Below are 22,622 nucleotides of genomic sequence, written 5' to 3'. Positions count from 1 at the left end.
ACCGGTAGGGTCGGCGGGATGTGGGCCCGGCACCGGCTGGAGTGGATCACCGCGCTGGTGGCGGCGATCCTCGGCGTCGTCTACCTGTTCCTGCCCCCGATGGGCTCGGATCTGGCCGCCCAGGTGGCCCGGGCCGACTTCTTCGCACGGCACGGTCTCACCCCGGTCGATCTGCGCTGGTACGCCGGCGTCGAGCAATTCGGTTACAGCCTGATCTCCCAGCCGGTGATGGCTTTGCTCGGCGTCCGGGTCACCGGCGTCCTCACGCTCATCGCCGGTCCGGTGCTGCTCGCGGTGCTGTTCCGGCGCACCGGCGCGGCGCGCCCGATCCTCGGCGCGGTCTTCGGGACCGTCGCCTTCGCGGGGAACCTGGTGAGCGGGCGGGTCACGTACGGCCTCGGCATCTGCTTCGCCGTCGGCGCGCTGGTCCTGCTCACCGTGCCGCGCCTGCGCCGCTTCGCAGCCGTGGCCGCCTTCCTCGCCGGCGCCACCAGTCCGGTGGCCGGCCTCTTCACCGGCCTGGCCGGCGTGGCGCTGCTGCTCACCCGAACCGGTTCCCTGCCGAAGCCCGAGTCTCACGACGGCGACCGAGCAGCGGCGATCGGAACTCACGGCGGGCGGTGGCGGGACGGACTCCTGCTCGCTGTTCCCGCGGCCGTTCCCCTGGCGATCACGTCGGTGCTGTTCGGGGACGGCGGGTGGATGAACATCAGCCGCACCGACACGGTTCGGGCCGTGGTGACCGGGCTGATCGTCGCGGTTTTCGTGCCGGTGCGGGCGGTACGGATCGGGGCGCTGCTGGCGTCGGCCGGAGTGCTGGCGGCATCACTCGTCCACACCCCGGTAGGCCTGAATGCGACCCGGCTCGCCGTCATGTTCGGTGTTCCGGTGCTCGCTGCCTACGGTGCGGTCCCCCGTACCAGGAAATTGATTTATCTTCTGCTCCTCGCCCTGATCTGGTGGCAGCCGCCCGTGGTGATCGACGACGTGCGGGACATCGGGAATCCGACCGCTGATCCGGCGTATTTCGCGCCGTTGCGGGCGCGGCTCGCCGAGGAGGAGCTGACCGGTCGGGTGGAGATTCCGCCGACGCGGGCTTATTGGGAGGCCGCCTCGATGGGGGACGTGCCGCTCGCGCGGGGATGGCTGCGGCAGGCCGATATCGATCGCAATCCGCTGTTCTTCACGACAGTGCCGGGCGCTGCCGGAACCGGGGTGCCGCTGACCGCGGACAGCTATCGGCGGTGGCTGGAAGAGCTGGCCGTGCAGTACGTCGCCGTGCCCGACGCCGAACTCGCCTGGCCTGGACGGGCCGAGGCCGAGCTGGTCACGAACGGCCTGCCCGGCCTGTCACTGATCTGGAGCGACGCTCATTGGCGGCTCTATGAGGTGGCCGGAGCACGACCGATCGTCCCAGGTCTCGTCGCTCAGGACGCCGCGTCGGTGACGTTCGACGCGGCGTCGGCCGGGGACGTGGATGTCCGGATTCGATACCACCGCTGGCTGACCGTGAGCGGCGGCGCCTCGATCGCGGCGGACGGGGTGTGGACCCGGGTGACGGTGCCCGCGGCGGGGCGCTACACGATCGGCAGCGAGATCTAGGAGGCCTGGCGGGCGGCGCGCTTGCGTTCGCGCTGCTCACGGGTGTAGCGCTTGCGGTTCTCCAGGTCACGCTTCCACTGCTCACGGGCCTCCGCGTCGCAGCCCTGCACCGCGCCCTTGGTCTGCGCCGGGCCGATCAGGGAGCGGAACGCCCAGTCGTCGAACGTCCGGTGAAACCAGTCAGAGAACTTCGACACGATCGCTCGCCTCCGGAAGCTTTGTGGGCCAATGATTGGTACACCAACTATTGGTAGAGTAGCCGACGACCTGAGGAGAATCGCAAGTGAGTGATGACCCCCTCGCCCTGGAGCAGCAGGTCTGCTTCGCGCTGTCGGTGGCGGCTCGCAGCGTCGTGGCGATCTACCGCCCCCTGCTGGAGCCGATGGGCCTGACCCACCCGCAGTACCTCGTGATGCTCGCGCTCTGGCAGTACGCCCCACTCTCCGTACGCCGGCTCAGCGAGCTGCTCCAGCTCGACCCCGGAACACTGTCGCCGTTGCTGAAGCGCCTCGAAGCGATCGGGTACCTGCGTCGCGAACGGGACACCGCCGACGAGCGCAGCCTCGCGATCACCCTGACCGAGCGCGGCCGCGAACTGCGGGCCGACGCCGAGCGGATCCCGCCGGCCGTCGTGGAACGGCTCGGCATGCCGATCGAAGAATTGAAGACAGTTCACGAAGCGCTGACTCGGGTAATCGCGGCCGCTAGCCGCTGAATACGATTCGCAAATCGGCCACTGATCCGTCACCCGGGTAGGTTGATCGGCGGAAACGTCACCCGTAGTGGGCGTTTCATACTGGCTCACCACGCGATTCACTGAATTCTCTTAACCCAGCCGGGTTTCGACGAGAATGACGGGAGTCGACCGGCAGATGTGGATCTGCGGTAACTGTGGTGAGACCAATGACGGCGAACCCGGCGTCTGCTCGACGTGCGGCCGCCCGTCCCGAAGCACCGACCCGACCCGATGGGACGCCCTCCCGCAGCGGCTCGCCCGCCCTCAACGCCCGCCGGAAAGCCGCGAAACGCTGAAGAACCGTGAGTCGGCGGAGCGCCGGGATCGGTGGGAACCGCGGAACGCCCCCGGCTTCCGCAACGGGCCGCCGCAGGCGCCTCGCAACGCGCCGCCGGCCGTCGCCGGCGAGCCGTGGCCGGGGACGAAGCGGCCCGGCGCCAGAATGATCCCGGAACCCGCCGATCCGCCTCCGGACGTGGAGGAGCCGGATTCCCGGCGGCGACTGCTGCCCGCCGTGCCGATCGTCGTACTGATAGCCGCCCTCGCCGCGGCCGCGATCCTCGGCGGCCCCCGCCTGCTCGACTCGACGAGCTCCGAGGCGGAGACCGGCAACCGGGCCGTCGATCAGGGACTCGGGAAGGCCGCACCGCGATCGGAGGTGCCGATCATCCCGGCCACCGCGGTTCCGCCGCTGGAGAACGCCACCACCGATCCCGCGCGGCTGGTCACCGTGGACAGCGAGGTCACCCACGAACAGGCGGACGAGGTGGCCGCCATGCTGGAGAGCTACTTCACCGGGATCAACACGAAGGACTACGCCAAGGTCGCCGAGGTTCTCGCGCCGGACGGCGAGCTGGACCCGGACGATCCGGAGCAGATGGCGCGGTTCAGCGACGGGACGGCTACGGCGAAGGACTCCGACGTGGTGCTGCACGATCTCACCGACCTGGGCGGCGGGCGACTGGGTGCGGACGTGACGTTCCGCAGCAGGCAGGAGGCCGGCGACGGTCCCGAGGGCCGGCCCGGCGAGACGTGTACGGAGTGGCGGGTGAGCTACACCATCACGAAATTTCGGATATTTCAGGCGGAGGGAACCTCAAGCCCCTGCTAGGACTCAGGCCTCTGCTGGGACTCAGGCCCCTGCTAGGAGTCAGGCCCCTGCTAGGAATCAAGGACCCGCTCCATCGCGGCCCGCGAACGCCGTGTCAGCCGCAGGTACCGGTCGACGAACTCGCCCGGATCGCCGCCGTCCAGCAGGAGCACCACGCCCGCCAGCTCGACCCCGTGCCGCGGCAGCTGGTCGGTCGGCCGTCCGCGGACCAGGGTGAGCGCGTTGCGCACCTGCGAGGCGAGGGTCCACCCGGCCGCCATCGCGTGCGCGTCCGCCGCGTCGACCAGGCCCGCCTCGCACTCGGCGGTCAGGGCTTCCTTGGTGCAGGTCTTGCGCAGTTCCGGATGTTCGTGGGCGAACCGCAGCTGGAGCAGCTGGACGGCCCATTCGACGTCGGCGAGACCGCCCCGGCCGAGCTTCGTGTGCGTGTTCGGGTCGGCGCCGCGGGGCATCCGCTCGGTCTCCACCCGGGCCTTGATCCGGCGGATCTCGACGACCTGTTCGCGGGTGAGCCCGCTGGACGGGTAGCGGACGCCGTCGGCGAGCGCCTCGAACTCGGCGCCGAGCGACGCGTCGCCGCAGACGAACCGGGCGCGCAGCAGCGCCTGCGCCTCCCAGACCTTGGACCAGCGGGCGTAGTACTGCTGGTAGGCGGAGATGCTGCGGACGAGCGGGCCCTGCCGGCCTTCCGGGCGCAGGTCGGCGTCGACGCCGAGCGGCGGGTCGGGGGCAGGCGACTGGAGCAGCCGCCGCAGTTCCTCGGCGATCGCGTGCGCGGCGGAGGCCGCGCCACTGTCCGGGCCACCGGCCGAGGTGCCGGCCGGTGGGGCGTAGACGAACAGGACGTCGGCGTCGGACGGGTAGCTCATCTCGTAACCGCCGAGGCGGCCCATCCCGATGATCGCGAAGCGCAGGCCGTCCGGGCCGGGCTTGGCGCGCCGGGCGATCCGCAGGGCCGCGCTGAGCGTCGCGTCGGTGATGTCGGAGAGCGCCGCGCCGATCGCGTCGACGTCGAGCGGCCGGTCCGGGGCGAGGTCGTCGCCTTTGCTCAGGATGTCGGCGCAGGCGATCCGGAACAGCTCCCGCCGGCGCAGCGCGCGGACGGCGCCGATCGCCTGGAGCGGATCTCCGGCGTACCGGTCGCCGGCCGACGCGAAGCCGTCGAGCAGCGCCTGCCGGGGCCGGGGCTGGAGCTCACCGTCCTCGGCGAGCAGCCGCAGCGCCTCCGGATCGCGGGTGAGCAGGTCCGTCGCGTACCGGGAGAGGCTCAGCACCCGGGCCAGCCGGCGGGCGACCGGGCCGCCGTCGCGCAGCAGGCGGAGGTACCACGGGGTGCTGCCGAGCTTGTCGGAGACCTGCCGGTAGCTGAGCAGGCCGCGGTCCGGCTCGGGCGCGTCGGCGAAGTCCTGCAGCAGCATCGGCAGCAGGGTGCGCTGGATCGCGGCGGTCCTGGTCACGCCGCCGGTGAGCGCCTCCAGATGGCGGAGGGCACTGGCCGGGTCGGCGAACCCGAGGATCTCCAGACGCTTGCGAGCCGACTCGGGGGTCATCCGCAGCTCCTCGGCGGGCACCCGGGCGACCGCTTCGAGCAAGGGCTGGTAGAGCAGCTTCACGTGCAGCCGGCGGACGTTCGCGGCGTGTCCCACCCAGTCGGAGCGGAACGATTCGACGGCGTCGCGCCCCGGCAGGGCGGTGTATCCCAGTGCCGCCGCGAGCCATCGGAGTCCCGCCGGATCGTCCGGGACGGTGTGCGTACGTTTGAGCTGCTGCAGTTGCAGCCGGTGCTCGACGCCGCGCAGGAAGCGATAGCCGCGCAGCAGTGTCTCGCCGTCCTGCCGGCCCACATAGCCGCCGGTCACGAGCGCGCGGAGGGCCGGAAGCGTGCCCGGCGCGCGCAACGTCTCGTCGATCCGGCCGTGCACGAGCTGGAGCAGCTGCACCGCGAACTCGATGTCGCGCAGGCCGCCCGGACCGCGTTTGATCTCCCGGTCCACCTCCTTGGCCGGCACGTTGTCGATGATCTTGCGGCGCATGTCGCGGACGTCGGCGACCGCCTCGGGCCGTTCCGCCGCGTGCCAGACCAGCGGCGCGAGATCCGCGATCCAGGCCTGCGCGAGAGCCAGGTCGCCGGCCGCCGGGCGGGCCTTGAGCAGCGCCTGGAACTCCCAGGTCCGCGCCCACCGGCGGTAGTAGGCCTGATGGCTGGCGAGCGTGCGCACCAGTGGCCCGCGGCTGCCCTCCGGCCGCAGCGCCGCGTCGACCGGCCAGGCCACCAGCCCGCAGATCTCGATGAGCCGGGCGGCGATCGTGGTCCCGGCCGTCAAATCCTCGTCACCGGCGGCCACGAAGATCACGTCGACGTCGGAGACGTAGTTCAGCTCGTTGCCGCCGCACTTGCCCATCGCCACGACGGCGAGGCGCGGCTCCGGCGTCCCGGCGGGGAGCCCGGCGAGCGCGATCGCGTAGGCCGCCGCCAGCGTCTCGTCGGCCAGCCGGGACAGGGCGGCCATCGTCGGTTCCAGCCCGCGGCCGCCGGTCAGGTCGGCGGCGGCGATGCGCAGGAGCGAGATCCGGTACGCCGTCCGCAGATCGGGAACGGTCTCCGCGGCGAAGGCGAGCCGCCCCTCGGCGTCCGGCGGCAGGCCGCTCTTGCCGGTGGCGAGCGTGCGCCACTCGTCCGGGTTCGCCACCAGGTGGTCGCCGAGCGCCGACGACGCGCCGAGGACCGCGAACAGCCGGCGTTTCAGCCCCTGATCGCGGGACAGCTCGCCGAGCAGCTCGGCGGTCGCCTCGTTGTGCACCAGCGCGCTGCCCGGACCGGCGACCCGGTTGCCGTTGCTGCGTTCGGCGGCGCGGCCGGCCGAGTCGGCGAGCCGGTGCAGCTGCCGCAGAGCGAGGTTCGGGTCGGCGGTCTTCGAGAGTCCGTCGAGCAGGTCGGCGGCGGCCGGGTCGGCCGGGGCGTGTGCCTCGGCGTCCCAGAGTCGCAGGCCGTCGGCGCCGAGCAGGTCGGTGGCGCGGGCACCGTCGTCGCCGAACCCGTACCGCGCGAGCCGGCTGGGCCTGGTCATCACTGCCCCAGCAGCGGCAGGGTCCGGCCGAAGCCGGTGACCGGGATGTCGGCGTCGGGCAGCTCACCGAGCGCGAGCGCGGCGAACCGCTGGGCGAAGGGCTGCCAGACCTCCTCCACGTCGGCGAGCGCGCGGGTGGTCGCGAGCACCACCGACTCCGGGTCGTAGCCGAGCTCGTCGAGGGTGGCGGCGTCGCTGCGGGCCCACGCCTCGATCATGTCGGCGTCGCACTCGATGTGGAACTGGGTGCCCCAGGCCCGGTCGCCGATCCGGAACGCCTGATGCGGGTACCGGCTGGAGGCGGCGAGCAGCACGGCGGACAGCGGCAGCTCGGTGATCTCGTCGCGGTGCCACTGGATGACGTCGGGGATCAGCGGCACCCACTTGAACAGCGGGTCGGTGTCGGCCGCGTCCCGCTTGCCGATCAGGCCGGGACCGACCTCCGGGCCGGACGTGCTGCGCTCCACCCGGCCACCGTGCGCGGCCGCCAGCAGCTGGCCGCCGAGGCAGAGCGCGAGGGTGGGAACGCGGTAGCGCACGGCCTTGCGGAGCAGCCCTTCGAGGGCCGGGAACCAGGGTGCGCCGGGAGTGCCGTCCTCCGCCGCGTACGCGTTCTGATCGCCGCCCAGCACGATCAGGGCCAGGTAGTCGTCGAGCGTCTCGGGCAGCTCGTCACCGGCGTGCGGCCGGAGGACGGTCAGCTCCAGCCCGGCCTCGGTCAGCCAGTCGCCGAGGCGCCGGAGGTCGTCACTGGGATCGTTCTCGATGACTAGTGCGCTGCCCACCCGTCGAGGCTATCCGGTCCTGTTCGGGTGTGGTGCGCTTGCCCTGCGCCGCCGTCCTGTTTCAATGGGTCATGCTCGCTTCGGTGATCACCGGTTTCGGTGGGACGGAGCTCTTCGCCGTCGCGGAGATCCCCGAGCCGGTGCCCGGTCCCGGGGCCGATGTCGTGGACGTGACGCTCGCCGGGGTCAACTACGCCGACGTCCACCGCCGCCGCGGCGAGCACGAGAAGCCTCCCCTGCCCGCGGTGCTCGGCGCGGACGTGGTCGGCCGGCGTCGCTCCGATGGCCGCCGGGTCGCCGCGCTGCTGCGCTCCGGAGGCGGATATGCACAGGTGGCAGCCCCGCTGCGGCGTTACACGGTGGACATTCCGGACAGTGTCCCGGACGAGCAGGCCCTCGCCGTCCTGGAACAGGGCCTGACCGCCTGGCACAGCCTGCACACTCTCGGCCGGATCGACGGCGACGACCTGGTGGTCGTGACCGCGGGCGCGGGCGGCGTCGGTCATCTCGCGGTCCAGCTCGCCCGGTGGGCCGGCGCCCGGGTGGCAGCGCTGGCCTCCTCCCCCGCGAAACGCGAGGCGGCCATCGCCCTGGGCGCGCACGTCGCGGTCGATTCACAACACCCCGACCTCGGTACGGCGGTGAGCCGCGCGCTGGGCGCCCCGCCGACCCTGGTGCTGGACAGCGTGGGCGGGAAGACGTTCGAGCAGCTCCAGGCGGCGCTCGCGCCGTTCGGCCGGATCGTGGCGTACGGCGTCGCCGGCGACGTCGCGAACACCGTGGCGGTGGACGACCTGATGACGACCTCGACCGGGGTGCACGGCTTCTGGCTGCAACGGGTCCTCGACGACGAGGAGCTCTACCGCTCCAGCGCGGCCCGCCTGTTCCACCTGGCCGGCCGGGGTGTCCTGCGCGCGAGGATCGGCGGCCGTTACCCGCTGGCCGGCGTCGGCCAGGCCCACGCCGACCTGGAGAGCCGGGCCACGGCGGGCAAGCTCCTGATCGACGTGCGCCGTCTCACTTGACGCGAGCCACACGACGCCGGGAGCAAAACATAGGCTGCGCCCCATGACGCAGCAACGGGAGTCGGCCGGCATCCGGGTGTCGACGCTGGAGCTCTTCTTCGACCTGGTGTTCGTGTTCACGGTCATGCAGCTCAGCGAGACGCTCGCGGACGACCTCACCCTCGGCGGGGTGGTGGACGTCCTACTGGTGCTGGCGGTCCTCTGGTGGATGTACTCGGGGTACGCCTGGCTCACCAACGCGGTCGGCCCGACGACGACGTTCCGGCGCACGATGCTGCTCGCCGGGATGTCCGGGTTCCTCGTCATGGCGATCGCCACCCCGGAGGCGTTCGGGGAGTACGGGTGGATCTTCGGCGCCGGGTACGTCGTGGTGAACCTGGTGCACTCGATCCTGTTCCTGCGGGCCGGGCCGGAAGCCGCCCGGATGATGCGGCTGCTCGGCCCGATGAACATGCTGGCCGCGCTGCTGGTGCTCGCCGGAGGCCTGCTGCCGGAACCCTACCGGCACCTGTGCTGGATCGCGGCGCCGCTCGTCCAGCTCGCCGCGGGATACGTCCATCCGCTCGAGATGCACTCGCTCGCGGCCGGGCACTTCGTCGAGCGGCACAGCCTCGTCATGATCATTGCGATCGGTGAGTCGATCATCGCGATCGGGCTGGGGTTCCGGGACGTGCCGCTGGACTTCGAGGCGGTCCTCGTCGCGGTGCTCGGGCTCTGCATCGCGTACTACCTGTGGTGGTGCTACTTCGCCGGTGACGACCGGCGGGCCGAGCACGTGCTCGCCGGGTGCACCGATCCGCGGCGGCGGGGACGGCTCGCGCTGAACGCCTGGGGCTGGGGCCACCTGCCGATGCTGCTCGGCATCGTGGTGACAGCGGTCGGCATCAAGAAGACGGTCGGATACGCGTTCGAGCCGATGCACTGGGGTACGGCGATCGCGCTCAGTGGCGGCGTGGCCCTCTACTACGTCGGCCACGCCGTCTTCCTGTGGCTGCTCGGGCTCGACCGGATCTGGTACCGGTTCGCCGCCGCGGCAGCCGTCCTCGCCACCATCCCGCTGGGCCACTGGGTGGCGGTGGCTCAACTGGCGGCGATCCCCATCTTGATGTCAGCAGCGGCGATAACGGAGGACCTACCCCGGGTCCGCCGCATGGGCATGGTCGGAGCGATCGGAGACTTCGGCCGGACGTCGGGGTGAGGATCCGCAGCGATCTTGACCGTTCTACACCGGATCCGGTGGTGAAACGATCAAGACCGCTGAGCGTGCGGCGTCAGGAGATGCAGGCGCAGACGATCAGGGCTGCGCCGAAGTGCGAAGCGGCGCTCACCAGCGCGCCGCCGTGGCGCTCGGGCGTGCAGATGACCTCGCCGAGCTTGCCGGGCGTCATCCAGTCCAGGACGAGGAAGGCGAGGCCCATGATGCCGATGCCGACGAGACCGAAAAGGACCGTGGAGGCCAGGCCCTCTCCGAACGAGTCGTAGCTCGTGAAGATGGCGGTGAAAACGATCGCCGAGATGCCCAGCTGGTTCGCGGCCAGCAGCAAGGACGCGTTGGGGTTGCGTTCGACGAAAATCAGGTCCTTGAGCTTGCCGGGGGTGAGCACGTCGATCAGCAGGTAGCCGATCGCCATCAGGCCGATGCCGACCAGACCGAAAACGATGCTCCGCCCGGCGCCTTCAAGCAGGTCTTCCAGCACGGCTTCTCCCTTGTCGCATGATGTCAGCACCCGACCGTATCGGAGACGATCTACCACGTCGAAAGGACGGCTCAAACTTTTCTTCCGAACCGAGCTGTGACACATTCTCGCGGCCCGGCGCTGTAACCACGGGAGCCTGCCTGCCCGGCGGATCCGGACAGTGCACGTACGGGGAACGCACGGAGGTCGCATGCTGGCACCGGAAGAGCTCGACGCCGTGGTGCGCGCCGCGCAGTCCGGCGACGAGAACGCGTTCCGGCAGCTCTACCGCCTGCAACAACCGGCGCTGCTCCGCTATCTGCGCGTGCTCGTCGGCGAGGACGCCGAGGACGTGGCTTCCGAGGCGTGGCTGCAGATCGCCCGCGACCTGCGCTCGTTCAAAGGTGACGGCGACGGCTTCCGCGGCTGGACCGCGACGATCGCCCGGCACCGCGCCATGGACCTGCTGCGCGCGCAGCGCCGGCGCCCGCAGTCGGCGTCCGGTCACGCCGACGAATATCTGGCGGAGATGCGCGCCGACGACGACACCGCCGATCGTGCTCTGGAACTGGTCACCACCGAAGCGGCGCTCACGCTGATCGCGTCCCTTCCGCAGGAGATGGCCGAGGCCGTCATGCTGCGCGTCGTCGTCGGCCTCGACGCCAAGACGACCGGGAGGATCCTGGGCCGGCGCCCCGGGGCGGTGCGTACCGCCGCCTACCGCGGGCTGGGCCGGCTCGCTCAGCGGCTCAACATCCCTGAGCAGCGCAAACCTCCGCCGGTGACACATTTTCCGGCGCCGGCGCTGAAGGAGATGAGATGAGCAGCCCCGAGAGAGGCAGCCCCGAGGGAGGAGGCCCGATGGACCGGACGACCGCGGAGAGTCTGCTGCGCGGAGACCGGCACGGGCATCCGCTGGCCGATCTCCTGTCCGCGGCGGCGGCGCCCGCCACGGATCGGGAGCTGGCCGGGGAGGCCACGGCGATGGCCGCGTTCCGGGCCGCGGCCCACTCCCCCGCACCGGCGGTCGCCCGGAGAAGAAATCCGATGCTCAAGCTTCTGACCTTCAAGGTCGCGGCGGCGGCGTTCGCCACCACCGCGACAGTGGGCGGCGTGGCGCTCGCCGCGTCGACCGGCGCCCTGCCCAACCCGATGTTCGCTTCCTCGTCCGCCGAGCCGTCCCGCTCGCCGGAGTCCTCCCCCAGCTGGTCCCCGCGCCCGAAGCCGTCGGACTCCCCGAAGCCCTCCAGCTCAGCCCGGCCGCGCCCGAAGGTGGCCGACCTGTGCACCGAGTTCGACGGACGAGACCGGGACGGCCGATGGCGGGCCCTCGACGACGACCACTTCCGCGATCTCGTCCGCAAGGCCGGCAAGAAGGACCGCACCCGCGTCGAGAATTACTGCTTCGACCTGCGCAGGCCGGGAGTCCGGCCGAGCGGCAGCGTCCGGCCCAGCGGCTATGTCCGGCCCAGCGGCAGCGTCCGGCCGAGTTTCGGTTACAGCTCCAGCGCGAGGCCGCAGCCCAGCTTCAGCGCGCGTCCCGGCGACGGCGACGGGGACCACGACGGTGGTTTCCCCGGCGACGGCGACCAGGACAGGTGAAGGCAGGCACCCGGTGGATCGGATCAGGGGAACGGGCGGTCCATCGGGTGCCCTACAGGTCGGCTGACAACGGGGTAGCCCCCACCCCAGCGCAGGCAGCCGAACCAGTCAGGCGGCGGTGATCCTCACTCTCCACGGGGAGGATCGCCGCCGCCTGGCGTTTCTTTTACGTTCGTGATCAGAGCGCGCCGAGGTACCGCTGACGCTCGTAGGGCGTGACCTCGCGGCGGAACTGCTCCCACTCGGCCCGCTTGTTGCGCAGGAAGAAGTCGAAGACGTGCTCGCCGAGCACCTCGGCGATCAGCTCCGAGCCGGCCATCACGTCGATCGCCTCGGACAGGTTCTCCGGCAGCGCTTCGTAACCGGCGGCCTTGCGCTCGGCCGGCGAGAGCGACCACACGTCGTCCTCGGCGCCCGGGGGAAGCTCGTAGCCCTCCTCGATGCCCTTGAGGCCGGCGCCGAGCATGACGGCGAAGGCGAGGTAGGGGTTGGCCGCCGAGTCGATCGAGCGGACCTCGACGCGGGCCGAACTGGGCTTGCCGAAGGCCGGCACCCGGACCAGCGCGGACCGGTTGAGGTGGCCCCAGCTCACGAACGCCGGGGACTCGGTGATCCGGTCCGGCAGCTGCAGCGGGAAGAGCCGCTTGTAGGAGTTCACCCACTGGTTGGTGATCGCCGTGTACTCCCGGGCGTGCACCAGCAGACCGGCGATGAACGCGCGAGCCGTCTTCGACAGCTTCTGCGGGTCCTCGGGGTCGTAGAAGGCGTTGCGCTCGCCCTCCATCAGCGACAGGTGGGTGTGCATGCCCGAGCCGGGCTGGTCGGTGTACGGCTTCGGCATGAAGGTGGCCTTCACGCCCTGGGAGAGCGCCACCTCCTTGACCACGTGCCGGAACGTCATGATGTTGTCGGCCGTGGTCAGCGCGTCCGCGTAGCGCAGGTCGATCTCCTGCTGGCCGGGCGCGACCTCGTGGTGGCTGAACTCGACCGAGATGCCGATCCGCTCCAGCGCGAGGACGGCCTGGCGGCGGAAGTCACGGGCGATCGCGTGGGTGGTGTGGTCGAAGTAGCCACCGCTGTCGACCGGCACCGGCACCGAGCCGTCGTTCTCCCCGTCCTGGATCAGGAAGAACTCGACCTCGGGGTGGGTGTAGAAGGTGAAGCCCTTCTCGGCGGCCTTGGCCAGGGCGCGGCGCAGCACGTGACGCGGGTCGGCCCAGGCGGCGCTGCCGTCGGGGAGCAGGATGTCGCAGAACATCCGGGCGCTCTCGCCGCTGACGCCGCCCTCGAACGGGAAGACCTGGAAGGTGGTCGGGTCCGGCATGGCGACCATGTCCGACTCGTAGACCCGGGCGAAGCCCTCGATCGCCGAGCCGTCGATGCCGATGCCCTCCTCGAACGCCGACTCCAGCTCCGCCGGGGCGACCGAGACGCTCTTCAGCGTGCCCAGCACGTCGGTGAACCAAAGACGGACAAAACGGATGTCGCGCTCCTCGAGCGTCCGAAGCACGAACTCCTGCTGTCGGTCCACTTCCACCCCTCGTGCCGTATCGATCCTGTCCGTCGAGACTACGCTGCGCACGGCCTGTGACGTCGGCCCGGGTCACGATCGGAAAGGCGTGAGCCGGGGAACAATATGGGCCATGCCCACGCTGCGCATCGCCCTTGCTCAAGTGAACTCGACCGTCGGTGACATTCACGGCAATGCGGAGGCGGTACGCCGCTGGTCCCGCGAGGCGCACGCGGCCGGCGCGCACCTCGTCGCCTTCCCGGAGATGATGCTGACCGGGTACCCGATCGAGGATCTCGTCTTCCGCAACTCGTTCGTCGCCGCCTCCCGCGACGCCCTGCACCGGCTCGCCGCCGACCTGCAAGCCGACGGGCTCGGCGACCTGGCCGTGGTCGTCGGCTACGTGGACGCCGACGGCCCGGCGCACACCAGTTCGGACGCGGTCGCCGGCAGCGGGCGGCGGGACGCCTCGGCGCTGCTGCACGGCGGCCGGGTCGTCGCCACCTACTTCAAGCACCACCTGCCCAACTACGGCGTCTTCGACGAGGACCGGTACTTCGAGCCCGGGACGTCGCTGACGGTCGTGCGGCTGGGCGGGGTCGACGTCGCGCTGACCGTCTGCGAGGACATCTGGCAGGCGGGCGGGCCGTTCACCGCGGCTCGGCGGGCCGGCGCCGGCCTGGTCGTCAACATCAACGCCTCGCCGTACGAGCTGAACAAGGACGACGTACGGCTTCCGCTCGTGCAGCGCCGGGCCGCCGAGGCGGGGGCGACCGTCGCCTACGTCAACGCCGTCGGCGGGCAGGACGAACTGGTCTTCGACGGCGACTCGATGATCGTGTCCCCGGACGGGGTCCTGCTGGCCCGGGCCGGTCAGTTCAGTGAGGCTCTCCTCGTACACGATCTGGATCTGCCCGATGCCGACGCCGCGCCGAACGAGGCCCGCGAGACCGATGCGGCGAAGCCGCGAGTCGAGCAGTCGATCGCCGACGACATGGCGATCACTCGCGAGAGCATCGCCCTGAGTCCGGAAATCCCGGGCACGAGGGAGGACGGCACGAGGGAGGGCGGTATCGCGGAACGGATCGAGGACGAGGCCGAGGTCTGGGCGGCGCTCACTCTCGGCTTGAAAGACTATGTCAACAAGAATCGGTTCCGATCGGTCATCCTCGGCCTGTCCGGCGGCATCGACTCCGCCGTCGTCGCCGCCATCGCCGTCGACGCCCTCGGGCCGGAACGCGTCTTCGCCGTCTCGATGCCCAGCGGCTACTCCTCGGAGCATTCCAAGGACGACGCCGCCGAGCTGGCCAAGCGGACCGGCATCGACTACCGGGCCGAACCGATCCAGCCGATGGTCGACGCCTTCCTCGCGAACATGTCGCTCTCCGGCGTGACGGTGGAGAACCTGCAGGCCCGGGTCCGCGGCGTCATCCTGATGGCGCTGTCGAACCAGGAAGGCCACCTGGTCCTGACCACCGGCAACAAGAGCGAGCTGGCGGTCGGCTACTCGACGCTCTACGGCGACTCGGTCGGCGGATTCAATCCGCTCAAGGACGTGCCGAAGACCATGGTGTGGAAGCTCGCGCGCTGGCGGAACACGCAGGGGAACGCGCCGATCCCGGAGAACTCGATCACCAAGGCGCCGAGCGCCGAGCTGCGGCCGGATCAGAAGGACTCGGACTCGCTGCCGGACTACGAGGTGCTCGACCCGATCATCCGCGGTTACGTGGACCACGACATGGGCCGCGCCGAGTTGATCGAAGCTGGGAACGACGCCGCCCTGGTGGACCGGGTCCTCCGCATGATCGATCTGGCCGAGTACAAGCGCCGGCAGTCAGCGCCGGGCACCAAGATCTCGGGCAAGGCGTTCGGGCGGGACCGCCGCCTGCCCATTACCAACTCGTTTCGCGAAGGTGCGAAACCCGTGTGAAAACCTCCACTGACCTCTGACCGGCGGGCGCTTTCGGGTGCGACCATTTACCGCACCCGGGGACCGCATCCGCGCGGCCTCGAGGGAAGGAGATATGTGAAATGTCGGAAATTGCCACCCTGTACGGCGGCCCGCCGACCCGTCGCGTCCGTACCCGTGACCTGATCAACGCGAAGGTTCGTGGCGACCGCTGGCCGATGCTGACCTCCTACGACATGTACACCGCCTCGATCTTCGACCAGTCCGGTGTGCCGGTCCTGCTCGTCGGCGACTCGGCGGCGAACAACGTCTACGGCCACGAGACCACCCTGCCGGTCACCGTCGACGAGATGCTGCCGCTGGTCAAGGCGGTGGTCCGGGCGACGAAGACCGCGCTGATCGTGGGCGACCTGCCGTTCGGCAGCTATGAGGAGGGCCCGACGCAGGCACTGCGCACCGCGGTCCGCTTCATGAAGGAGGGCGGCTGCCACGCCGTGAAGCTCGAAGGCGGCCGCCGGATGGCCCCGCAGATCGAGGCGATCACCGGCGCCGGCATCCCGGTGATGGCGCACATCGGCTTCACGCCGCAGCGCGAGCACACCATCGGCGGATACCGCGTCCAGGGCCGGGAGAACGAGGGCGCCGAGGTCATCTCGGACGCCCGGGCGGTCGCCGACGCGGGCGCCTTCGCCGTCGTCCTCGAGATGGTGCCCGGTGACGTGTCACAGCAGATCACCAAGGAGCTGGAGATTCCGACGGTGGGCATCGGCGCCGGGCCGGACACCGACGCGCAGGTGCTGGTCTGGCAGGACATGGCCGGTCTTCGAACCGGCAAGGCGCCGCGGTTCGTGAAGCGTTACGCCGATCTGGCCGGCGCCCTCACCGAGGCGACGCGGCAATTCGCGGCGGAGGTCAGGAGCGGCGAGTTCCCCGCCGCCGAGCACACCTTCTGATCATTCGTACGAGGGGAGCGCACGGCAGCTCCCCTCGTACGAAGATCAATAATGCCCGTTGTTCTGGAAGTAGGTCCACGCGCCGCACGGCGTCTTGTAGCGACCCTTCACATACCCGAGTCCCCACTTGATCTGCGTCGCCGGATTGGTCTTCCAGTCGGCGGCGACCGAGCCCATCTTGCTACCCGGCAGCGCCTGCGGAATGCCATAGGCGCCGGAGCTGCGGTTCTCGGCCTTGTAGTTCCAGCCGCTCTCCTTGTTCCACAGCTGGTTGAGGCAGGGGAACTCGGCGATCCCGAACCCCTTCGCCAGCATCAGCGTGCAGCCGACCGCGCGGCTGCCGCTGAACTCCTTGCACGAGCCGGGAATCGGACCGGTGAAGGGGACGGGACCGGCGTTCGCCTCCGCTTCCGCCTTCTTCTTCGTGATCCGCTTCTTCTCCAGCGTGCGCGCCTCACCCGCGGCCCGTTTCGCCTCCGTCGCGGCCTTCCCGGCAGCCTCGGTCTCCGCCTCGTGCCGCATCGCGCGGGCCGCGGTGTGCTCGTTCTGCCGTTCCTTGAGCAGCTGCATGTCGCTCACCTCGACCTGGGCGAACCCGGCAGCCTCCGGCGTGCCGGCCTGCTCGCCCAGGTAGACGCCCCCGGCCAGGCCGGCGACCAGCAGCGCCACCGAGGCGGTCCGCGCCGCCACAGTGCTCCAGGCTCGATTCACCGTGCAGTCCCCTCGTCGATTGATCGAAGAGACTACACATCACGATTTCTCGAACCGGACCGTCCTGGTCGACGGGTCCGCGGTGGTGAGCCGCACCTCGATGCGGCTGCCCAGCGGCAGATCACCGAGACAGCGGGCCCGCACGGCCGGCTCGTCGATCGCGATCGTCCCCTGCGCCGGCCGCTTCTCCGACCCTTCCTCCCGATCCAGCACCGCCGCCTCGAACGTCTCACCCACCCGTTGCTCCAGCAGCACCGCCTCGGCCAGATCGATCGCCCCACGATCCGCCGCCGACGCGGTCCGGTCCGTGCTCGACATCGTCTTCGGCAGTTGCGGCAGGGCCTCGCGGGCCCAGTCCGGGATCGGGCGGCCCTCATGCAGTGCCAGGCAGGTCTCGGTGGCGTAGCGGTCGGCCAGCCTCCTGAGCGGTGCGGTGACGTGGGCGTAGGGAGCTCCGACTCCACCGTGCCCGGTCAACTCGGGAATCCCTTCGCTGCCGGGCACGCCGAACGCTGTGTAGGCCGCTCCCCTCAGCAGGTCCGCGGCCTGTTCCAGGAATGCCGCACCTCGCGGATTCGCCGGATCCACCGACCCGACCACCGCACCGACCGATGCTCCGGCCGGCCACTCGATCCCCAGCGACGCGGCGGCGGCCCGGAGTTTCTCGACGGCCTCCGGTTTCGGCGCGGGCATCGTCCGCAGCAGCCCGACCCCGCCCTCCAGCATGATCGCCGCAGCGGCCATCCCGGTGAGCAGCGAGATCTGCGCGTTGTGCTCCTCGACCGGCAGCGGGGCCCGCAGAGCCAGCCGCCAGCCGTCACCGTCGCGTTCGACCTCCTGCGACGGCAGCGGAAGGTTCACCGCGCCACGATCCGCGGCCCGCCGGGCGAGCAGCGTGCCGATCTCCGGCAGCAGCGCCACCGACTCCGGCGCCGAACCCGCGTCGACCTGCTGCTGCACGCTCGCGTAGTCCAGCTTGGCCCGGCTGCGGACCCGCGCCCGCTCCAGCGCGACACCGACGGTCGCACCCTCGGCGTCCAGGTCGATGGTCCACACCACCGCGGCACGGTCGGCGTCGGGGAGCAGACTCACCGCGCCTTCACTGAGCACCGGCGGGTGCAGGGGGATACGGCCGTCGGGCAGGTAGACGGTCTGTCCCCGTACCCAGCTCTCCGCCGCGACCGCCCAGCCCGCCGGCACGAACGTGGCGACATCCGCGATCGCATAGCGAACCCGGTAACCGCCACCCTCCCGCCGGCTCAGATGCATCGCCTGATCAAGGTCCCGCGACGAGGCCGGATCGATGGTCACGAACGGCACGTCCGTCTGATCGTTTTCGGGCAGCGCCGTGCGCGCCGCCTCCTCAGCCTCCGCGAGAACCTCAACCGGGAACTCGTCGGGCAGGCGCAACTCCTGCCGCAACCCGGAGAAGTCGATCTGCGGCGCTATGACCTTCTTGATCGGCACCCGACATTCCTACCAGGCCCACGACACACACGCGGGCCACGCCGATCGGCGTGGCCCGCACGGTGGTCCCTCTTTCCGTTACCGCTTGCGCGCAACCCTTGACGTCGTACGCCCGGAGCCCTCGCCCGCGTTAGCCCCCGAAGCGCGAGCGACCCTAGTCGTCTTGGCGGAGTTACCGGCCGGACTCCCCGCCTTGGCGGCAGCCGACTTGTTCGCCGCGGTACGCCCGGTCGCTCCCGTCGCAGCCTTGGGCGAGGTGGCCCGGGCGTTACCACTCTTGGCGGCCGTCTTGGCAGTGGATGCCTTGCCTGCAGCGGCCTTGGTCGCGGTCGCCTTGGTCGCGGTCGCCTTGGCAGTAGTGGCCCTGGCGGTAGTGGCCTTGGCAGCAGCGCTCTTGGCAGTGGTGGCCTTAGCCGTCGCCGCCTTGCCGACCCTCGCCTTGGCGGTGCTCGCCTTCGCCGCAGTGGACTTGGTCCCGGCGGCCTTCGCGCTAGTCGCCTTGGTCCCTGCCGCCTTGGTCCCTGTCGCCTTGGTCGCCTTGGCAGCGGTCGCCTTGGCAGCGGTCGCCTTGGCAGCGGTCGCCTTGGTCGCCTTGGTGGTAGCCGCCTTCGAAAGGGTCGCCTTGGCACCAGCGGCCCTGGTCGTAGCCTTGGCAGCCGTAGCCTTACCGGCCTTGACCGCGGCAGCCCTGGTACCGGTTGCCTTAGTAGCGGTCGACTTGGTGGCGGCAGCCTTGGAAGCCGTGGCCTTGGCCGCCTTAGTAGCCGTCGCCTTGGCCGCCGTCGCCTTGGCCGCAGTCGCCTTGGCAGTAGTGGCCTTCGTGGCCGTCTTGGTCGCCGTAGCCTTGGTGGCCTTCGCTCCGGTCGCCTTGGCACCAGCCTTACCGCCGGCGACCTTAGCCGCCGTAGCCCTGGTAGCCACCGCCTTGCCCGCCTTGACGGGAGCCGCCTTACTAGCCGCAGTCCTGTTCGCAGTCGCCCTGGTCGCAGTCGCCTTCGCGCCAGCCGCCTTAGTAGCGGTCGACTTGGTAGCGGTCGCCTTCGTCGCAGCCGCCCTGGTACCGGCGGCCCGCGTCGGAGTCGCCTTAGCAGCGGTCGCCTTCACCCCAGCAGTCTTGGCCGCCGTAGTCCTGGTCGCCGTAGCCTTCGAAGCCACCTTGGTTCCGGTCGCCTTCGCCGCAGTGGCTCTGGTCCCGGTCGCCTTGGCAGTAGCCGCCTTCGAGACGGTCGCCTTGGCACCCGCAGCCTTGGTAGCAGCCGCCCTGGTCGCGGTCGCCTTGGTCCCGGCCGCCCTGGTCGCGGTCGCCTTAGCCCCAGCGGCCTTGGTAGCAGTCACCTTGGTGCCGGCGGCCTTGGTAGCAGCCGCCTTAGCCCCGGCGGCCTTGGTCGCCGCTGCCGTCGACTTCGCCGCGGTCGCCTTGGTTCCGGCGACCTTGGAAGCAGCCGTCCTCGCCGCAGTCGCCTTGACCCCGACCGCCTTCGCAGCCGCCGTCTTGGTAGCCGCCGCCTTGGTCGCAGCTGACTTGGTCGCCGCTGACTTGGTCGCCGCTGACTTGGTCGCCGCTGACTTGGTCGCAGCTGACTTGGTCGCAGCCGACTTGGTCGCCGTCGTCTTCGTCGCCGGCGTTGCTGCGGTGCGGGCTGACTTCTTGCCGCTTACTCGTTCGGTCTTCGAAGCGGAAGCAGAAGCCGAAGTCGCCCTGCCTCTCGCGGACTTCGCCGCCGGAGCGGCCTTGGGTTCGGCCGGGGCAGCGACCTCAGCAGGCGCCGCCGCCGGGGAGACCGGCTTGACCGTGGCTCGGCCGGTAGCGCGGCCGGACTGTGCCACCTTGGCGCCGGCGGTCCGGGCCGGGCCGGCCTTCGCCACGCGGGCGCCGGTGGGGCGGGCGGCCGGTGACGGTACGCCGGCGATGAAGGCGGTGCTCACCGACGCGTCGAAGTCGTCCGGGACCGTGGCGATCTCGGAGACCTCGGGAAGTGACGTGGAGACGTTGCGGCGCGTGGTCTCGTCCTCGTCGTCGTCCTCGAAGTCGTCGTCCGGGGTGGCGTCGTCGGCAGGCGGTTCGCCGGCGTCCGGGCCGTTGCCTCCGCCGCCGATCGCGTCGAGGTCGGGGCGGTCGGAACCCCACTGGTCGGAGTCCGCGTCGGGGGTGGCCGGGCCGGAGTGCGAAGGGAACCACTTACCGACGAACGGCACGTCCTCGACCTGGCTGGGGTCGACTTCATCCATCTTCCGCAGGTCCTCGGTGGAGACGGTGACCTGCCCCTTGCCGGTACCGCTCAACGCGGCCGCGACCCGCCGCCCGGCAGACCTGACCGACGGCTTGGCGGTGGACCGCCCGGAACGCGCGGCCGGCACTACCGCGTTCCGGCCCGGCTTGGGCGCGGCCGCCTTGGGCGCCTGCTTCTGCTTCACCACGGACGCTTTGGGACTTGCGGGTACGGCGCGAGCACCCTTGACGGCACCGCGCTCCACCGACCGGACCGCCTGCTTGGGAGCGACAGCCTTGGCCTTGGCCGCCGGCTTGCCGGCGACAGCCTTGGAGGCAGCGACCTTGGTGGCAGCGACCTTGGAAGCGGCGACCTTGGAAGCGGCGACCTTCGAAGCGGCAACCTTGGAGGAAGAAGCGGCAGCCTTGGAGGAAACAGCCTTACCAGGGGCAGCCTTAGAAGAGGCGGACCGAACAGGAGCAGCAGTCTTCCTGACCTCAGGCGCCTTGGCAGTGACCCGCGTGGAAGCCGACCCCCGCCCCGCCCGAGCAGCAGCCGCGACAGGCTTCACCGCTTTGGCCCCGGCGACAGCACGCCCCTTACCGGCAGCCGAGGACGAACCCCGAGTCGTAGCAGCGGCCTTGGACACGACAGCCTTGGGGGGAGCCTTTCTTGTAGCAGCGGCAGGCACAGCCGCAGCACGGCCTCCCCCACCCCCTCGGGTGGACACAGCGGGTCTCATCGTCGCCTTTTTGGCAGCGGGCATCGAGGTGTTCCTCCTTGCGAATGACTGCGGGCACGTCTGCGCCTGGAGACGGGACTCACTCCGGTATGGACAACGAGCCATCGACCGGAGGGGTCCGGACAGATCTAGCTGGCTTCCCCTGTCCAGCGGGCATCATCGGCATCCCATTCGGCATTGCGCTTCTCGACGGTGTCGAGTGCCCGCGTCGCTTCGTCCGCCGTGGCGTAGGGACCGAGCCGGTATTGGGCGGGACACACCTGGTCGCCGCTCTCAACCCGGTGGTCGCGGAGGCACCAGAAGTAACCTGCCCCGCCGAGCCCACTGTCGTTCATTCCATCACTGTGCCGCCAAAACCGGCCATGCGCTACCGATTCGGGCAAAAAGTCCCAAATTTCCATGCAAAAAAGGCACCGTCCCACAAGGGACGGTGCCTTTTCACAAGAAATCAGCGGAGCGAAGCGGCCACCAGTTCGGCGATCTGCACGGCGTTGAGGGCCGCGCCCTTGCGCAGATTGTCGTTCGAGATGAAGAGGGCGAGGCCGTTCTCCACCGTCGGGTCCACTCGGAACCGGCCGACATAGGACGGGTCACGGCCGGCCGCCTGCAGCGGGGTCGGCACATCGGACAGCTCCACACCGGGTGCGCTGCCGAGCAGCTCACGGGCCCGCTCGGGGGTGAGCGGGCGGGAGAAGCGCGCGTTCACCTGGATCGAGTGGCCGGTGAAGACCGGGACCCGCACGCAGGTGCCCGAGACGAGCAGCTCCGGCAGATCGAGGATCTTGCGGCTCTCGTTGCGGAGCTTCTGCTCCTCGTCGGTCTCGCCGCTGCCGTCGTCCACGAACGAGCCGGCCTGCGGGATCACGTTGAACGCGATCGGCTTCGGGAAGGACCGCGGCTCGGGGAACTCGACGGCGGACCCGTCGTGGGTCAGCTCGGTGGCCCGGTCGGCGACCTTCTTGATCTGCTCGTCGAGCTCGGCCACACCGGCGAGGCCGGCGCCGCCGACCGCCTGGTAGGTCGTGGCGACGAACGCGACCAGGCCGGCCTCGTCGTGCAGCGGCCGGAGCACCGGCATCGCCGCCATCGTCGTGCAGTTCGGGTTGGCGATGATGCCCTTCGGCCGGTTGGCGGCCGCGTCCGGGTTCACCTCGGCGACGACGAGCGGGACGTCCGGGTCCATCCGCCAGGCGGAGGAGTTGTCGACGACGACCGCGCCGGCCTCGGCGACGCGGGGTGCGTACTCCTTGGAGCCGCCCTTGCCCGCCGAGAAGAGCACGATGTCGAGACCGCTGTAGTCAGCGGTGGCGGCGTCCTCGACGGTCACCTCGCCGGAGCCCCACGGGAGCGCGCGGCCCGCGGAGCGCGCGGACGCGAAGAGACGGAGCTGGTCTACAGGGAACTGGCGCTCGGCCAGGATCCGGCGCATGACGGCACCGACCTGTCCCGTCGCACCCACGATGCCGATCCTCATGGACAACAAAATACGGCCTGAACTGCGAACCAAGAAATCTT

The 22,622-nt window shown here is 70.5% G+C and carries 19 protein-coding genes; 9 read left to right on the top strand and 10 right to left on the bottom strand.

The window, feature by feature from the left end; translation table 11 throughout:
• The first annotated feature begins 18 nt into the window (after nt 1–18).
• On the top strand, nt 19–1,602 hold the full coding sequence (locus EP757_RS17370) for a hypothetical protein (RefSeq protein WP_127547330.1): 1,584 nt from the start codon (nt 19–21) through the stop codon (nt 1,600–1,602).
• Here EP757_RS17370 and EP757_RS17365 read toward each other — a convergent pair.
• Nucleotides 1,599–1,799, bottom strand: coding sequence for a hypothetical protein (locus EP757_RS17365; protein ID WP_127547328.1), 201 nt, complete (start codon nt 1,797–1,799; stop codon nt 1,599–1,601). The genes EP757_RS17370 and EP757_RS17365 overlap by 4 nt on opposite strands.
• 86 nt (nt 1,800–1,885) lie before the next feature.
• On the opposite strand from EP757_RS17365, the gene EP757_RS17360 reads away from it, so the two are divergent.
• Together EP757_RS17360 and EP757_RS17355 are read left to right on the top strand one after the other, a co-directional pair.
• A complete protein-coding gene (locus tag EP757_RS17360) occupies nt 1,886–2,317 on the top strand; it encodes a MarR family winged helix-turn-helix transcriptional regulator (protein WP_127547326.1) in 432 nt (143 codons plus the stop codon).
• A gap of 136 nt (nt 2,318–2,453) precedes the next feature.
• Nucleotides 2,454–3,449, top strand: a complete 996-nt coding sequence (locus tag EP757_RS17355; RefSeq protein ID WP_127547324.1) for a hypothetical protein — start codon at nt 2,454–2,456, stop codon at nt 3,447–3,449.
• A gap of 50 nt (nt 3,450–3,499) precedes the next feature.
• On the opposite strand, the gene EP757_RS17350 is transcribed toward EP757_RS17355, so the two are convergent.
• Both EP757_RS17350 and EP757_RS17345 read right to left on the bottom strand, forming a co-directional pair.
• Entirely contained in the window at nt 3,500–6,517 is a 3,018-nt protein-coding gene (locus EP757_RS17350; protein ID WP_127547322.1) for a bifunctional [glutamine synthetase] adenylyltransferase/[glutamine synthetase]-adenylyl-L-tyrosine phosphorylase, read from the bottom strand.
• Nucleotides 6,517–7,302 (bottom strand): type 1 glutamine amidotransferase, encoded by a 786-nt coding sequence (locus EP757_RS17345; RefSeq protein WP_127547320.1) that lies wholly within the window; start codon nt 7,300–7,302, stop codon nt 6,517–6,519. The genes EP757_RS17350 and EP757_RS17345 overlap by 1 nt, the downstream gene beginning before the upstream one ends.
• A 71-nt stretch (nt 7,303–7,373) precedes the next feature.
• Here EP757_RS17345 and EP757_RS17340 point away from each other — a divergent pair, with 71 nt between their 5' ends.
• Both EP757_RS17340 and EP757_RS17335 read left to right on the top strand, forming a co-directional pair.
• The gene (locus EP757_RS17340; RefSeq protein ID WP_127547318.1) at nt 7,374–8,327 is read left to right on the top strand and encodes a zinc-binding dehydrogenase; all 954 of its coding nucleotides are present in this window, start codon (nt 7,374–7,376) and stop codon (nt 8,325–8,327) included.
• A gap of 43 nt (nt 8,328–8,370) precedes the next feature.
• A complete protein-coding gene (locus EP757_RS17335; RefSeq protein ID WP_127547316.1) occupies nt 8,371–9,525 on the top strand; it encodes a low temperature requirement protein A in 1,155 nt (384 codons plus the stop codon).
• 73 nt (nt 9,526–9,598) lie between these two features.
• Here EP757_RS17335 and EP757_RS17330 read toward each other — a convergent pair whose 3' ends face one another.
• Nucleotides 9,599–10,024 carry a DUF350 domain-containing protein gene (locus tag EP757_RS17330; RefSeq protein ID WP_127547314.1) on the bottom strand — a complete coding sequence of 142 codons (426 nt, stop codon included), beginning with the start codon at nt 10,022–10,024 and terminating at the stop codon, nt 9,599–9,601.
• A 190-nt stretch (nt 10,025–10,214) separates the two neighbouring features.
• On the opposite strand from EP757_RS17330, the gene EP757_RS17325 reads away from it, so the two are divergent.
• Complete coding sequence (locus EP757_RS17325; RefSeq protein ID WP_127547312.1) at nt 10,215–10,826, top strand: RNA polymerase sigma factor; 612 nt, start codon at nt 10,215–10,217, stop codon at nt 10,824–10,826.
• A gap of 38 nt (nt 10,827–10,864) precedes the next feature.
• The gene (locus tag EP757_RS17320; protein ID WP_127547310.1) at nt 10,865–11,605 is read left to right on the top strand and encodes a hypothetical protein; all 741 of its coding nucleotides are present in this window, start codon (nt 10,865–10,867) and stop codon (nt 11,603–11,605) included.
• Nucleotides 11,606–11,783: 178 nt separating this feature from the next.
• Here EP757_RS17320 and glnA read toward each other — a convergent pair whose 3' ends face one another.
• Nucleotides 11,784–13,136 (bottom strand): type I glutamate--ammonia ligase, encoded by a 1,353-nt coding sequence (gene glnA / locus EP757_RS17315; RefSeq protein ID WP_127547308.1) that lies wholly within the window; start codon nt 13,134–13,136, stop codon nt 11,784–11,786.
• Between glnA and EP757_RS17310 the strand changes: the two genes are divergently transcribed.
• Both EP757_RS17310 and panB read left to right on the top strand, forming a co-directional pair.
• On the top strand, nt 13,087–15,045 hold the full coding sequence (locus EP757_RS17310) for an NAD+ synthase (RefSeq protein ID WP_370457831.1): 1,959 nt from the start codon (nt 13,087–13,089) through the stop codon (nt 15,043–15,045). The genes glnA and EP757_RS17310 overlap by 50 nt on opposite strands.
• A gap of 101 nt (nt 15,046–15,146) precedes the next feature.
• The gene (gene panB, locus EP757_RS17305) at nt 15,147–15,977 is read left to right on the top strand and encodes a 3-methyl-2-oxobutanoate hydroxymethyltransferase (protein WP_127547304.1); all 831 of its coding nucleotides are present in this window, start codon (nt 15,147–15,149) and stop codon (nt 15,975–15,977) included.
• A 45-nt stretch (nt 15,978–16,022) separates the two neighbouring features.
• On the opposite strand, the gene EP757_RS17300 is transcribed toward panB, so the two are convergent.
• The 5 genes from EP757_RS17300 to EP757_RS17280 all read right to left on the bottom strand — a co-directional run bounded on the left by EP757_RS17300 (nt 16,023) and on the right by EP757_RS17280 (nt 22,581).
• Nucleotides 16,023–16,688 carry a cell envelope integrity protein TolA gene (locus EP757_RS17300; RefSeq protein ID WP_127547302.1) on the bottom strand — a complete coding sequence of 222 codons (666 nt, stop codon included), beginning with the start codon at nt 16,686–16,688 and terminating at the stop codon, nt 16,023–16,025.
• Between the two features lie 39 nt (nt 16,689–16,727).
• Nucleotides 16,728–18,155, bottom strand: a complete 1,428-nt coding sequence (locus EP757_RS17295) for an RNB domain-containing ribonuclease (protein WP_127547300.1) — start codon at nt 18,153–18,155, stop codon at nt 16,728–16,730.
• A 78-nt stretch (nt 18,156–18,233) separates the two neighbouring features.
• On the bottom strand, nt 18,234–20,570 hold the full coding sequence (locus tag EP757_RS17290) for a hypothetical protein (RefSeq protein WP_127547298.1): 2,337 nt from the start codon (nt 20,568–20,570) through the stop codon (nt 18,234–18,236).
• A gap of 665 nt (nt 20,571–21,235) precedes the next feature.
• A complete protein-coding gene (locus EP757_RS17285) occupies nt 21,236–21,508 on the bottom strand; it encodes a hypothetical protein (protein ID WP_232050552.1) in 273 nt (90 codons plus the stop codon).
• A 47-nt stretch (nt 21,509–21,555) separates the two neighbouring features.
• Nucleotides 21,556–22,581: an aspartate-semialdehyde dehydrogenase gene (locus EP757_RS17280; RefSeq protein WP_127547296.1), complete on the bottom strand. Its 1,026-nt coding sequence runs from the start codon at nt 22,579–22,581 to the stop codon at nt 21,556–21,558.
• Nucleotides 22,582–22,622 lie beyond the last annotated feature (41 nt).

The organism is Actinoplanes sp. OR16, from assembly GCF_004001265.1.
GTDB lineage: Bacteria > Actinomycetota > Actinomycetes > Mycobacteriales > Micromonosporaceae > Actinoplanes.
The sequence above is the reverse complement of the archived record's forward strand: the minus strand, read 5'-3'. Positions and strand labels throughout refer to the sequence as shown.

Coding starts and splice junctions, on each gene's coding strand:
- EP757_RS17370 (WP_127547330.1), top strand. CDS start 19: ATGTGGGCCCGGCACCGGCTGGAGTGGATCACCGCGCTGGTGGCGGCG.
- EP757_RS17355 (WP_127547324.1), top strand. CDS start 2,454: ATGACGGGAGTCGACCGGCAGATGTGGATCTGCGGTAACTGTGGTGAG.
- EP757_RS17350 (WP_127547322.1), bottom strand. CDS start 6,517: ATGACCAGGCCCAGCCGGCTCGCGCGGTACGGGTTCGGCGACGACGGT.
- EP757_RS17340 (WP_127547318.1), top strand. CDS start 7,374: ATGCTCGCTTCGGTGATCACCGGTTTCGGTGGGACGGAGCTCTTCGCC.
- EP757_RS17335 (WP_127547316.1), top strand. CDS start 8,371: ATGACGCAGCAACGGGAGTCGGCCGGCATCCGGGTGTCGACGCTGGAG.
- EP757_RS17325 (WP_127547312.1), top strand. CDS start 10,215: ATGCTGGCACCGGAAGAGCTCGACGCCGTGGTGCGCGCCGCGCAGTCC.
- EP757_RS17320 (WP_127547310.1), top strand. CDS start 10,865: ATGGACCGGACGACCGCGGAGAGTCTGCTGCGCGGAGACCGGCACGGG.
- EP757_RS17310 (WP_370457831.1), top strand. CDS start 13,087: ATGTCGCGCTCCTCGAGCGTCCGAAGCACGAACTCCTGCTGTCGGTCC.
- panB (WP_127547304.1), top strand. CDS start 15,147: ATGTCGGAAATTGCCACCCTGTACGGCGGCCCGCCGACCCGTCGCGTC.
- EP757_RS17285 (WP_232050552.1), bottom strand. CDS start 21,508: ATGGAAATTTGGGACTTTTTGCCCGAATCGGTAGCGCATGGCCGGTTT.
- EP757_RS17280 (WP_127547296.1), bottom strand. CDS start 22,581: ATGAGGATCGGCATCGTGGGTGCGACGGGACAGGTCGGTGCCGTCATG.